8 protein-coding genes and 1 pseudogene are annotated in these 13123 nt (G+C 72.7%); 6 read left to right on the forward strand and 3 right to left on the reverse strand.

Features of this window, described 5'->3' with window-relative positions:
• Nucleotides 1–212: 212 nt before the first annotated feature.
• Genes ACFV0T_RS17220 through ACFV0T_RS17230 form a run of 3 tightly spaced genes read left to right on the forward strand, consistent with a single transcriptional unit; the run spans nt 213 to nt 3136 of the window.
• Nucleotides 213–1685, forward strand: coding sequence for an amino acid permease (locus ACFV0T_RS17220; protein ID WP_385779284.1), 1473 nt, complete (start codon nt 213–215; stop codon nt 1683–1685).
• 42 nt (nt 1686–1727) lie between these two features.
• Entirely contained in the window at nt 1728–2216 is a 489-nt protein-coding gene (locus ACFV0T_RS17225) for a macro domain-containing protein (protein ID WP_385779286.1), read from the forward strand.
• Complete coding sequence (locus tag ACFV0T_RS17230) at nt 2213–3136, forward strand: PfkB family carbohydrate kinase (RefSeq protein WP_385779288.1); 924 nt, start codon at nt 2213–2215, stop codon at nt 3134–3136. The genes ACFV0T_RS17225 and ACFV0T_RS17230 overlap by 4 nt, the downstream gene beginning before the upstream one ends.
• A gap of 243 nt (nt 3137–3379) precedes the next feature.
• Here the strand turns inward: ACFV0T_RS17230 and ACFV0T_RS17235 are convergent.
• Nucleotides 3380–3697: pseudogene (locus ACFV0T_RS17235) on the reverse strand (M1 family aminopeptidase); the annotation flags it as partial.
• A 160-nt stretch (nt 3698–3857) separates the two neighbouring features.
• On the opposite strand from ACFV0T_RS17235, the gene ACFV0T_RS17240 reads away from it, so the two are divergent.
• Nucleotides 3858–5819, forward strand: a complete 1962-nt coding sequence (locus tag ACFV0T_RS17240) for a Xaa-Pro dipeptidyl-peptidase (protein WP_385779290.1) — start codon at nt 3858–3860, stop codon at nt 5817–5819.
• A 103-nt stretch (nt 5820–5922) separates the two neighbouring features.
• Here ACFV0T_RS17240 and ACFV0T_RS17245 read toward each other — a convergent pair whose 3' ends face one another.
• Nucleotides 5923–6876 (reverse strand): FAD-dependent oxidoreductase, encoded by a 954-nt coding sequence (locus ACFV0T_RS17245; RefSeq protein ID WP_385779292.1) that lies wholly within the window; start codon nt 6874–6876, stop codon nt 5923–5925.
• Nucleotides 6877–6942: 66 nt separating this feature from the next.
• Between ACFV0T_RS17245 and ACFV0T_RS17250 the strand changes: the two genes are divergently transcribed.
• Nucleotides 6943–7968 carry an oxidoreductase gene (locus ACFV0T_RS17250; RefSeq protein WP_385779294.1) on the forward strand — a complete coding sequence of 342 codons (1026 nt, stop codon included), beginning with the start codon at nt 6943–6945 and terminating at the stop codon, nt 7966–7968.
• Between the two features lie 694 nt (nt 7969–8662).
• A complete protein-coding gene (locus tag ACFV0T_RS17255) occupies nt 8663–10303 on the forward strand; it encodes an ABC-F family ATP-binding cassette domain-containing protein (RefSeq protein ID WP_385779296.1) in 1641 nt (546 codons plus the stop codon).
• 167 nt (nt 10304–10470) lie between these two features.
• On the opposite strand, the gene ACFV0T_RS17260 is transcribed toward ACFV0T_RS17255, so the two are convergent.
• Nucleotides 10471–12951, reverse strand: coding sequence for a Tex family protein (locus tag ACFV0T_RS17260; protein ID WP_385779298.1), 2481 nt, complete (start codon nt 12949–12951; stop codon nt 10471–10473).
• Between the last annotated feature and the right edge of the window lie 172 nt (nt 12952–13123).

Below are 13123 nucleotides of genomic sequence, written 5' to 3' on the forward strand. Positions count from 1 at the left end.
CACATATCCCCCTCAGGTGAACCACAGTCCTCATCCATGTGACGAGTGCGTGAGAAGGGACCCCATGTGACGTGAACCATCGCATGGGGTCCGAGCCCCTGGGAAGGTGCTGCCTTGGTCTGTGCCGCGACGCAAGAGGCGGACACGGCCGTTACCCCCCGTACGGAAGCCCGGACCCACGACGTCCGGGCGCACCAGAGAGTGGTACCACCGTGAGCAAGGACGCCGTGTACACGGCACAGGTCGCCCGTCCCGAGGCGACCGGGACGCCCGCGGACGCGGGCGACGCCGGTTACAGCAAGGACCTCAAGCACCGCCACGTCAACATGATCGCGATCGGCGGCGCGATCGGCACCGGACTCTTCCTCGGCGCCGGCGGACGCCTGCACAGCGCGGGCCCCGCGCTCGCGCTCGCCTACCTCGTCTGCGGCGTCTTCGCCTTCTTCGTGGTCCGCGCCCTCGGCGAGCTGGTCCTCTACCGCCCCTCCTCGGGCTCCTTCGTGTCGTACGCGCGCGAGTTCCTCGGGGAGAAGGGCGCGTACGTCGCCGGGTGGATGTACTTCCTGAACTGGTCGACGACCGGCATCGCCGACATCACCGCGATCGCGCTCTACACGCACTACTGGAGCATGTTCACGAGCATCCCCCAGTGGCTGCTCGCCCTGATCGCGCTGGCGGTGGTCCTGGCCGTCAACCTCATCTCGGTGAAGATCTTCGGCGAGATGGAGTTCTGGTTCGCGATCGTCAAGGTCGCCACCCTCGTCGGCTTCATGCTGATCGGCATCTTCCTGCTGGCCACCCAGCACGAGGTGGGCGGCAGCAGGCCGGGCCTGCACGTCATCACCGACCACGGTGGGCTCCTGCCGCACGGGGCGATGCCCGTCGTCCTCGTGATGCAGGGTGTGATCTTCGCCTACGCCTCTCTGGAGCTGGTCGGCGTCGCCGCCGGCGAGACCTCCGAGCCGGAGAAGGTCGTCCCGCGCGCGGTGAACTCGATCATGTGGCGGGTCGGTCTGTTCTACGTCGGCTCGGTCGTCCTGCTCGCCCTGCTGCTGCCGGGCTCGCTGTACTCGGCCGACCAGAGCCCGTTCGTGACGGTCCTGTCGAAGATCGGCGTCCCGGCCGCGGGCGACGTCATGAACCTCGTGGTCCTCACGGCCGCCATGTCGTCGCTGAACTCCGGCCTGTACTCCACCGGCCGCATCCTGCGGTCCATGGCGATGGCGGGCTCCGCGCCCAAATTCACCGCCCGCATGAACCGCAGCCAGGTGCCCTACGGCGGCATCCTGCTGACCTGCGCGGTGTGCGTACTCGGCGTCGGCCTGAACTACCTCATGCCGAGCCAGGCCTTCGAGATCGTGCTGAACGTCGCCTCCCTCGGCATCATCAGCACCTGGGTGATCATCATGATCTGTCACCTGGTCTTCGTCCGCCGCGCCAAGGCCGGCCTGCTCACCCGGCCCACCTTCCGGCTGCCCGGCAGCCCGGTCACGGAGATCGTCACGATCGCCTTCCTGCTCTCCGTGCTCGGCCTGATGTGGAACGACCCCGAGGTCGGCCGCAAGACGCTGCTGCTCATCCCGGCGGTCGCGGTCCTGCTGGTCGTCGGCTGGTTCGCGCTGCGCCGCCGGGGCGCCGAATCCGCGGACCGCGAGCTGGCCGACCCGTCGAAGCACACGAAGTAGCAGTTCACAGCCACTGTCAGTGGCGTCGCCTACGGTGGCGTCATGTCGGGGATCACTTACGTCAGGGGTGACGCCACCGCACCGTCGGTGAAGGGCGTCAAGGTGATCGCCCATGTCTGCAACGACATCGGGGGGTGGGGAAGGGGCTTCGTGCTCGCGGTGTCGCGCCGCTGGCCCGAGCCGGAGGCGGCGTACCGCGCCTGGCACCGCGACCGCGCGGAGAACGACTTCGCACTCGGCGCGCTCCAGCTCGTCCGGGTCGAGCCGTACGTATGGGTGGCCAACATGGTGGGCCAGCGCGGCATCCGCACCGGCAGCAAAGGCGTCCCCGTGCGCTACGAGGCCATCGACACGGCGCTGGGCCGACTGGCCGACCGTGTGATCGCGCTCGACGCGTCCGTCCACCTGCCCCGGATAGGCTGCGGCCTGGCCGGAGGCAAGTGGTCACGCGTCGAGCCGCTCATCGAGGAGCGGCTGGTCGCGCGGGGCATCGAAGTGATGGTCTACGACCATGGGGAGGGTCCGAGTTGAGCCGTGACACCGACGTCCTGGTGCTGGGCGGAGCGGGCGTGGACGCCATCGTGCACGTGCCGGAACTGCCGCTCCCGTACGCCGACAGCTACATGATCGACAGCGGCATCCGGGCCCGCGCCGGACAGACCGGCGACTTCGTCGCGCTGGGCCTGAGCGCCCTGGGCCTGCGCACCCACCACCTCGACCTGATCGGCGACGATCCCGAGGGCGACCTGGTGCGCGCCCTGCACCGGGACAAGGGCATCGGCCTCACCGCGATCCCGCAGCCCGCCGGCACCAAGCGCGCCGTCAACCTCGTGAGCCCGGACGGCCGCCGTCTGTCCCTGTACGACAGCAGCCGCGCCCACGCCGACGACCGCCTTCCCCCGGCCACGGTGCGGGCCCTGGCCGAGGCCAGCCGCCACGCGCACGTGTCCATCACCCAGCCGTGCGCCCACGCCCTTCCGGTGCTGCGCGAGTCCGGCGTGAGCATCTCGACCGACTTGCACAACTGGGACGGGGTGAACCCCTACCACGAGCCGTTCGCGTACTCCGCCGACGTCGTCTTCCTGTCCGCCACCGCGCTGTCCGACCCCGAGCGGACCATGCGCCGCATCGTCGACCGGGGCCGGGCCGAGGTGGTCGTCGCCACCGCCGGAGCCGAAGGCGCCTACCTGCTGGCCGACGACGAGCTGACCCGGGTACCGCCGGTCACGCCGTCGTCGCCCGTGGTGGACTCCAACGGCGCGGGCGACGCCTTCGCGGCCGCGTTCCTCTTCGGCTGGCTGAACCGCGAGGCACCCCGGCTATGCGCCCGGTACGGCGCGGTGGCCGGCGCCCACGCCTGCACCGTACCGGCGACCCGGGTCGACGCGATCGGCCGGGCGGAACTTCTCGCCCGGGCCGCCGAGTCGGAGCCCCGGACCACCGGCCGCTAGTCGAGGGCGGCCCGGACCACGGCTCGCCGGTCGGGAGCGGACCGGAACACGGACCGCCGCTCGCGGGTCGGGACCGGCCCGGACCGCCGCCCGCGGGTCGGGAGCGGACCGGAACACGGGCCGCCGCTCGCGGGTCGGGAGCGGACCGGACCGCCGCTCGCGAGACCAGGGCGGCCCGGACCACGACACGCCGGTCCGGGGTGGCCCGAGACAACTGCCCCGGGCCACACCCGGCGCGGGCGCTCAGTCCGCGTGCACGTCGCTCGTGGCCGCGATCTTCCGCCACGACTTCGGCTGCGCCGCGACCGTGGCGGCCTTGGCGAGGGACGCCGTCGGCGCGGCCGGCTTCGACGGCTGGAACAGCCAGGTGTCGAACAGCGCGGTGAGGGACCTCCCGGAGACCCGCTCCGCGTACGCCCGGAAGTCGGCGACCGACGCGTTGCCGTACGCGTGCTCGCGCGGCCAGCCCTTGAGGACGGCGAAGAACGCGTCGTCCCCGATCTCGTCGCGCAGCGCCTGGACCGCCAGCGCCCCCCGGTCGTAGACGGCGGTGTCGAACTCCCCCGCATGTGTCCACGGCCCCCGCTGTCACACGATCGCCATTCGGCCGTCACGAGCCCGGCCGCCCTTCCCGCGCCCGCCGTCCCACCCGCGCTCCGGCGCCCCAGGGGCGTCCGATCGCCCTCTTCTGCACGGGAGTTGACCGATGTACCGTCCGCGCATGCCGATACGCATGCGCTTCACGACCTGGAGAACGCTCGCGACAGCGGCCGTCGCCGCCCTGCTGGCCGCCTTCCTCGCTCCGGCGGCGGCCCACGGCGCCCCACGCGAGAGCCGGCCCGCCTACTCCTACGCCGACGCCGTCCGCGAGGCCGTCTGGGTGGACACCGGACTCGACGGCGACGGCGACGGGCGCACCGACCGCGTCGCCGTGGACATCGTCCGGCCCCGCGAGGCGGCCGCACAGGGCCGCAAGGTGCCCGTCATCATGGACGCCAGCCCGTACTACTCCTGCTGCGGCCGGGGCAACGAGAGCCAGTTGAAGACGTACGACGCCGCGGGCGACGTCGTCCAGATGCCGCTGTTCTACGACAACTACTTCGTGCCCCGCGGCTACGCCTTCGTCGGCGTCGACCTCGCCGGCACCAACCGCTCCGACGGCTGCGTCGACGTCGGCGGCCGCTCCGACGTCCAGTCCGCGAAGGCCGTGGTCGACTGGCTCAACGGCCGGGCCCGGGCGTACACCACCCGCACCGGCACGACGGCGGTGAAAGCGGGCTGGACCAACGGCAGAACGGGCATGATCGGCAAGAGCTGGGACGGGACCATCGCCAACGGCGTCGCCGCCACCGGCGTCAAGGGCCTGAAGACGATCGTCCCGATCAGCGCCATCTCCTCCTGGTACGACTACTACTTCGCCAAGGGCGCCCCGCTCTACGACTCCGGTCCCGACTGGCTCTCCGACTACGTCGACAGCCCCGAAGCCCGCACCAGGTGCGCCGCCGTGCAGCGGAAACTCGTCGACGAGGCCCCGCGCACCGGTGACCGGACCGGCCTGTGGACCGAGCGGGACTACGTGAAGGACGCGAGCAAGGTACGGGCGAGCGTCTTCCTCGTGCACGGCATGCAGGACCTCAACGTCCGCACCAAGAACTTCGGCCAGTGGTGGGACGCCCTCGCCGCGAACGGCGTCGAGCGCAAGATCTGGCTGTCCCAGACCGGCCACGTCGACCCCTTCGACTTCCGCCGCGCCGCCTGGGTCGACACCCTGCACCGCTGGTTCGACCACGAACTCCTCGGCTACGACAACGGCGTCGACCGCGAACCCATGGCCGACCTCGAACGCCACCCCGACCAGTGGGCCACCTCCAAGGTCTGGCCCCCGCACGGCACTCGGACCACGACCCTGCGCCCCGCGACCGGGTCCCTGCCGGGCGTCGGCACCCTCGGACTGAACCGGGGCACCGGCACCGAGACCTTCACCGACGACCCGCGGCTCGACGAGACCGACTGGGCCGCCCGGATCGACACCGCCACGCCCGAGAAGGCAGGGTTCGTCACCCGGCCGCTCCGCGACGACCTGCGCCTGTCCGGCTCCTCCGAGGTCACCGTCACCGCGACCCCGACGACCACGACGGCCCACCTCACGGCCGTCCTCGTCGACCTCGGCCCGGACACCGTCCGCGACTACGCGGCGAGCGGCGAGGGCGTCAGCACGCTCACCGACCGCACCTGCTGGGGCGCGAGCAGCGCGGGCGACAGCGCCTGCTTCAAGGAGACCCGGGCGAAGACCGCCGACGTCGAGTACACGGTCCTCAGCCGTGGCTGGGCCGACCTCGGCAACCACGCCTCCGACCGCAAGGGCGTCCCGCTCACCCCGGGCCGGGCGTACACGATCACCCTGGACCTGGCCCCCACCGACCACGTCGTGCCCGCGGGACACCGGCTGGCGCTGATCGTGGCGGGCACGGACAAGGACCTCATCGACCCGCCGTCCACTACCCCGACCCTCACCCTGGACCTTGCCCGCACCTCGGCCCGGGTCCCGTTCGTCGGCGGCGCGGCGGCCTTCGCGCACGCCGCGGCCGGATCGGCCGGATCGGCCCGCTCGGCGGCGGGCGGGACGGACGCCCGGCCCCTGGACGGCGTAGGGGCACCTCCGAACGCGCACAGGATCCCGTGACGAGGAGATCCCGCGTCGACCGGATCCGATCGTGACGACCGGATCCCGTGACAACCGGGTCCTCTGGCATCCGGATTCCGTGACGACCGGATCCGGTCGGTGCTCAGGAGGCGGTGGCCAGCGCGGCCGCCTCCTGGGCGCAGCCCCAGGCCACCGTCACACCCGCGCCTCCATGACCGTAGTGGTGCACCAGCACCCGTCCGTCCGGCAGCGTTTCACGCTCCAGCCGCACGGTTGGCCGGGCGGGCCGCAGTCCCACCCGGTGCCCAAGGACCCGCGCCCCGGCGATCTCCGGCCGCAGCGCCGAACACCGCCGTACGATCGCCTCCGCCACCACCGGATCGGGCCGCGTCGACCAGACGTCGTCCTCGGCCGTGCCGCCCAGCAGCAGCCGGTCCGGCTGCGGGAAGACGTAAGCCATCTCGCCGGCCGGCCCGGTGGAGACGAGCCAGGTGCGGATCCCGGGGTTCTCCACGACGACCAACTGCCCCCGCACGGGCCGTACCGAGGGATCCGGCACCAGTTCGTGGGCGCCCAGCCCCGTGCAGTTGACCACGACGGGAGCCCGCACCCGCCCCAGTCCGGACACCGTGCGCTCCTCGACCGAGCCGCCCGCCCGCAGCAACCGCGCCCGCAGCCAAGGAAGATGCGCCGCCATGTCGATCAGCGGCAGCCGCGCCCACACGCCCGTCCCGGCGTACTCGTCCGCCGTGGCCGCGCGCAGCCCGGGCAGCCGGGTCGACGCCCAGCCGGCCACCGCGTCCAGAGTGGTCTCGCCCAGTACCCCGTCGACGAGGCGTACGCCGGTCTCCGCGGGCCGTTCGGCGAGCTCCTCGTACACGTCCAGCGACCGCAGCGCCCACGCCCGCGCCGACGCGACCGGCTCGATGTGGTACGGCCACCACAGCGCGCCCGCGACCGCCGAGGTGGTCCGCTGGACCGGATCCCGGGTCCACACCCGCACGCGTCGGCCGCTCTCGGCCAGGACGACGGCCGTCGTCAGTCCGATCACCCCGCCGCCGACCACGATGACGTCGTCACTCGATCCCTGTGCCACGCGGGGACGTTAGCGGAATATGTCATGCCGTGCTCGGAACGTTCTCAGTCTGGGGATACTCACAGCATGTCTGCCGAGTACGCGACCTTCGGCCTGGCCCCGGCGATGCGCGCCGGTGCCGTGCTCGCCGACGGTGGCTACCAGATCCACCGGGATTTCCTGGACTTCCTCGTCGACGGACGCCCGCTGCTGTACCGGCTCTCCGACCTCGACGCCGTCTCCCCGCTCGCCTCCGACGTACCGCCCGCGATCTTCACCGAGCAGGTCAGGAGCCTCCTCCTGGAGGCGGAGGCCCCGCTGCCCGGCGGCCGGTACGTCATCTACGGCTGCCCCGAGTGCGCGGACCTCGCGTGCGGTGCGGTCACCGCCGTCATCGACAGACTCACGGACGACTACGTCTGGCGGGACTTCGCCTGGCAGACGGAGCCGGACGTCGACCTGGAGCTCAACGGCTACCACGGCATCGGCCCGTTCCGCTTCCACGGTGAGGAGTACCGCGCGGCCCTGCACTCCCTGCTGAACGGCCATGGCCACGCGGGCGGCCGCCGCCGGGTGCTGCTGATCGGCGCTCGCGTCGCCCTGCTCGCCAAGCTCGCCGCCGCTCTGCGCACCATCGGCATCGGCGCCGACATCACCCACGACGCGCACGAGGTACCCGACGACGAACTGCGCGCCTATGGCGCCGTCGCCTTCGGCGCGACCGTCGGCGGGGCGGAACGCGCCGCCGTGCGCGCCACCTTCGACCGCGCCGGACTCGACGTCGCCTACGTCGACGGACTCGCCCCGATCGTCCCGCTCCTCGTCGCCCAGATCGAACACGCCCTGGACCGCAGCCCCGCGGACCAGCGCCGGCTGACCAGACTGGTCGCCGTCGACGGCGAGGCGGGCGTCGAGGTGACCTCGCCCTGCCGGGTCCGCCTCACCACGTACCGCCTCGACCGTCTCTCCCGCGCCCACACGCACGAGGTCTTCGACGGCATCCTGGAAACCGGCCGGCACCGCATCGCCCTGGACGCGAAGGCGGTCCGGGGCGTCTCCTACGTCGTGGCCAGGACGTCGGGCAGCGTGCTGGTGGAGGCGATGCCCCGCTGACCGGCCCGCTGCCCTGCCCGGCTGCCCGGCTGCCCGGCTGGCCGGCGTCCCGCTGATCCACCCGCCTCCCGCCGCCTGCCGCCCGCCGCCCTGTCCCGTCGCCCGGGCGGCTGTCTCGCCCCGCTGTCCGGTCCCGCTGCCCTGTCCCGCTGGTCCGCCCGCCTCCCGCCGTCCGGTCCAGCCTCCCGCCTCCTGCCGCCCGCCGCCCGGTCCCGTCGCCCGGGCAGTTGTCTCGCCCCGCTGTCCGGTCCCGCGCCCGCCTCCCGCCGCCCTGTCCCGTCGCCCGGGCAGTTGTCTCGCCCCGCTGTCCGGTCCCGCTGCCCTGTCCCGCCCGCCGCCCGCCGCCCGCCGCCCGCCGCCCGCCGCCTGCCGCCCGGTCCCGTCGCCCGCCGCTCGGTCCCGTCGCCCGGGCGGCTGTCTCGCCCCGCTGTCCGGTCCCGCTGCCCTGTCCCGCTGGTCCGCCCGCCGCCCGCCGCCTGCCGCCCGCTCCAGCCGCCCGCCGCCTGCCGCCCGATCCCGTCGCGCGGGCAGTTGTCTCGCCCCGCTGTCCGGTCCCGCTGCCCTGTCCCGCTGGTCCGCCCGCCGCCCGCCGCCCGCCGTCCGGTTCCACCTCCCGTTGTCCGGTCCCGCCGCCCGGTCGGGAGGCGACGGCGCGCCGACCCGTCCGCCGCCGCCCATTAGGATCGACGACCTGATGACTGCCACCCTCGTCGCCAAGAACCTCGCCGCCGGACACGGCGACCGCTCGCTGTTCACCGGGCTCGACCTCGTCGTCGCGCCCGGTGACGTGATCGGTCTCGTCGGTGCCAACGGCGCGGGCAAGTCCACTCTGCTGCGGCTGCTCGCCGGCCTGAGCACACCGGAGGAGGGCGAGCTGAGGCTCTCTCCGCCGTCCGCGACCGTCGGGCACCTGCCGCAGGAGCCCGAGCGGCGGCCCGGTGAGAGCGTGCGGGAGTTCCTCGCCCGGCGTACCGGGGTCGCCGCGGCCCAGCAGGCGATGGACGAGGCCACCCAGGGCCTGGTCGACGGCGCCCCGGGCGCCGACGACGCCTACGCGACGAGCCTGGAACGCTGGCTCGGTCTCGGCGGGGCCGACCTCGACGAACGCGCCGAGGAGATCGCCGACTCGCTCGGCCTCGGCGTCGGCCTGGACCAGCCGATGACGTCCCTGTCCGGCGGTCAGGCCGCCCGCGCGGGCCTGGCCTCCCTGCTGCTCTCCCGCTACGACGTCTTCCTGCTCGACGAACCCACCAACGACCTCGACCTCGACGGCCTGGAGCGCCTCGAACGGTTCGTGGCCGGTCTGCGCGCGGGCACCGTCGTCGTCAGCCACGACCGCGAGTTCCTCACCCGCACCGTCACCAAGGTCCTCGAACTCGACCTGGCCCAGCAGGAGATCAACCTCTACGGCGGCGGCTACGCGGCCTATCTGGAGGAGCGGGACGTGGCCCGTCGGCACGCCCGCGACGACTTCGAGGAGTACGCCGACAAGCGGGCCGCCCTCCAGGACCGCGCCCAGATGCAGCGCTCCTGGATGGACAAGGGAGTCAAGAACGCCCGGCGCAAGGCGAACAACGACAACGACAAGATCGGCCGCAAGTTCCGCAGCGAGGCCAGCGAGAAGCAGGCCGCGAAGGCCCGGCAGACCCAGCGCATGATCGAACGCCTGGAGACCGTCGAGGAACCCCGCAAGGAGTGGGACCTGCGCATGGAGATCGCCGCCGCACCGCGCTCCGGCGCGGTCGTGGCGACCCTGCGGGACGCCGAGGTACGACGCGGGGACTTCACGTTCGGCCCGGTGTCCCTCCAGATCGACTGGGCGGACCGGGTCGCGGTCACCGGCGCGAACGGCGCGGGCAAGTCGACCCTCCTCGGCGCGCTTCTCGGCCGCGTACCGCTGGACGCGGGCCACGCGGTCCTCGGCTCCGGCGTGCTGGTCGGCGAGGTCGACCAGGCGCGTCAGCTGTTCCATGGCTCGGAGTCGCTGCTGGACGCGTTCTGCGCGGCGGTTCCCGACACCGAACCGGTCGAGGTCCGCACCCTGCTGGCCAAGTTCGGTCTGAAATCGGACCATGTGCTGCGTCAGGCGTCGACCCTGTCGCCCGGCGAACGCACCCGCGCCGCTCTGGCCCTGCTCCAGGGCCGGGGGGTGAACCTGCTGGTGCTCGACGAGCCGACGAACCACCTCGACCTGCCGGCGATCGAGCAGCTGGAGACGGCTCTGGACGCCTACGAGGGCACGCTCCTGCTGGTCACCCACGACCGCCGCATGCTGGACGCGGTGCAGGTGACCCGCCGCCTGGAGGTGGCGGACGGCAAGGTGACGGAGCGCTGACGGCCACGCGGCGGCCCCGGTAGGGTGCCGGATCCCCGCCCACCGGCACGGCGACGGGCTCCCTCGGGTATCGGTGCCCGGGTCTCCGGTAACGGCGCCGGCCTCCACCCCGGCGACAGCGACGGGCCCGGCCCCCGTACGACGTGGGGGCCGGGCCCGTCGGTGTCTCAGCCTCGGTTCTTCTTCTGGTCCAGCAGCCCGGCCCGGCGCAGCGCGTCGGCCATGGCACTGTTGGCCGGGGCGGGCGCCTGACGGGCAGCGCCACCACCGCCACCACCACCGGCACGCCCCTGCCGCTGCTGTCCCTGGCCCTGCCCCTGCCCCCGCTGGCCCTGGCCCTGGCCCTGGCCTTGGCCCTGGCCGCCCTGCCGCTGCTGCCGCTGCTGGGGCGGACGCCCGCCCCGCTGCTGACGGCCGCCACCGGCGGGCTTCTCGCCGTCCTTCGGTGCCGCCTCGTCGTCCAGCCGCAGTGTCAGGGAGATCCGCTTGCGCGGAATGTCCACGTCGAGAACCTTCACCTTGACGATGTCACCCGGCTTCACGACGTCCCGCGGGTCCTTGACGAACGTCTTCGACAGCGCGGAGACATGCACGAGACCGTCCTGGTGGACACCGACGTCGACGAACGCGCCGAACGCCGCCACGTTCGTGACGACTCCCTCCAGGATCATCCCCGAGGACAGGTCGGAGATCTTCTCGACGCCTTCCTTGAAGGTGGCCGTCTTGAAGGCGGGCCGCGGGTCGCGCCCAGGCTTCTCCAGCTCCTTGAGGATGTCCGTCACCGTCGGCAGACCGAACGTCTCGTCCACGAAGTCGTCCGCCCGCAGCGAGCGCAGCATGGCCGTGTTGCCGACCAGCGAGGCCACCGCCTGACCCGAGGTCTTCACCATGCGCCGCACGACCGGGTACGCCTCCGGGTGGACGCTGGAGGCGTCCAGCGGGTCGTCGCCGCCCCGGATGCGCAGGAAGCCCGCGCACTGCTCGTACGCCTTGGGGCCGAGCCGGGCCACGCCCTTGAGCTGCGACCGGGACCGGAACGGCCCGTTCGTGTCCCGGTGGGCCACGATGTTCTCGGCCAGTCCCGAGGAGATGCCGGACACGCGCGACAGCAGCGGGGCGGACGCCGTGTTCACGTCCACGCCGACACCGTTCACACAGTCCTCGACCACCGCGTCCAGCGAACGCGACAGCTTCACCTCGGACAGGTCGTGCTGGTACTGGCCGACCCCGATCGACTTCGGGTCGATCTTCACCAGTTCGGCCAGCGGGTCCTGGAGCCGGCGCGCGATGGAGACGGCGCCGCGCAGCGACACGTCCATGTCGGGCAGCTCCTGCGAGGCGAAGGCGGAGGCCGAGTACACGGACGCGCCCGCCTCGGACACCATCACCTTGGTGAGCTGCAACTCCGGGTGGCGGGTGATCAGTTCACCGGCGAGCTTGTCCGTCTCGCGGGACGCCGTGCCGTTGCCGATGGCGATCAGCTCGACCGCGTGCTCCCGGGCGAGCCGCCCCAGCTTCGCGATGGCCTCGTCCCACTTGTTGGCCGGGACGTGCGGGTAGATGACGTCGGTCGCCACCACCTTGCCGGTCGCGTCGACCACGGCCACCTTCACGCCCGTGCGGAAACCGGGGTCCAGGCCCAGCGTGGCGCGCGTGCCCGCCGGGGCGGCCAGCAGCAGGTCCCGCAGGTTCGCCGCGAAGACGTCGACCGCCTCGTCCTCGGCGGCCGTGCGCAGCCGCAGCCTGAGGTCGATGCCGAGGTGGACGAGGAGACGGGTGCGCCAGGCCCAGCGGACCGTGTCCGTGAGCCACTTGTCGCCGGGCCGCCCGCGGTCGCCGATGCCGAAGCGGTGGGCGATCATCCCCTCGTACGACGAGGAGGTCGACGGCGACTCGGCCGGCTCCTCCGGTTCCAGGACGAGGTCGAGGACGTCCTCCTTCTCGCCGCGCAGCATCGCCAGGATCCGGTGCGAGGGCAGCTCGGTGAACGGCTCGGTGAAGTCGAAGTAGTCGGCGAACTTGGCGCCGGCCTCCTCCTTGCCCTCGCGCACCTTGGCGGCCAGGCGCCCGCGCACCCACATGCGCTCCCGCAGCTCGCCGACGAGGTCGGCGTCCTCCGAGAACCGCTCGGTGAGGATCGCGCGGGCGCCGTCCAGCGCGGCCTGCGGATCGGCCACGCCCTTGTCGGCGTCGACGAACGCGGCGGCCGCGGCGAGCGGTTCCACGGTCGGGTCGCCCAGCAGGCCCTCGGCGAGCGGTTCGAGGCCCGCCTCGCGGGCGATCTGAGCCTTGGTGCGCCGCTTGGGCTTGTACGGCAGGTAGATGTCCTCCAGCCGCGCCTTGGTCTCGGCGGCGCGAATCTGCGCCTCCAGCTCCTCGGTGAGCTTGCCCTGCTCGCGCACCGACTCCAGGATCGCCGTCCGCCGTTCCTCCAGCTCCCGCAGATAGCGCAGCCGCTCCTCGATCGTGCGCAGCTGCGCGTCGTCGAGCATCTCGGTCGCTTCCTTGCGGTAGCGGGCGACGAAGGGCACCGTCGAACCGCCGTCGAGCAGCTCCACGGCAGCCTTGACCTGCCGCTCCCGTACGCCGAGCTCCTCGGCGATCCTGCCTTCGATGGACCCTACTTCGATGGACCCGGGTGTGGTCACGATCCCGTACCGCCTTCTCCACTGAGGTTGCGCGGCAATTGTGGCAGGTGACGCCGACAACGGGGGATCAGGGCGGGACGACGGAGCGGCGCTGCGTCGTGTTCGCGCCGACCACGCCATGGCAGGAAAGGTGGGGGAACCGTCGTTGCGGCCGTGCGCCGGTCCGCGAAGA

Origin of the sequence: Streptomyces sp. NPDC059582, from assembly GCF_042735715.1 — a bacterium.
Taxonomy (GTDB): Bacteria; Actinomycetota; Actinomycetes; order Streptomycetales; family Streptomycetaceae; genus Streptomyces.

Bases quoted from the DNA above. Each gene is read 5' to 3' on its own strand.
- ACFV0T_RS17225 (WP_385779286.1), top strand. From the start codon at position 1,728: ATGTCGGGGATCACTTACGTCAGGGGTGACGCCACCGCACCGTCGGTG.
- ACFV0T_RS17240 (WP_385779290.1), top strand. From the start codon at position 3,858: ATGCCGATACGCATGCGCTTCACGACCTGGAGAACGCTCGCGACAGCG.
- ACFV0T_RS17250 (WP_385779294.1), top strand. From the start codon at position 6,943: ATGTCTGCCGAGTACGCGACCTTCGGCCTGGCCCCGGCGATGCGCGCC.
- ACFV0T_RS17255 (WP_385779296.1), top strand. From the start codon at position 8,663: ATGACTGCCACCCTCGTCGCCAAGAACCTCGCCGCCGGACACGGCGAC.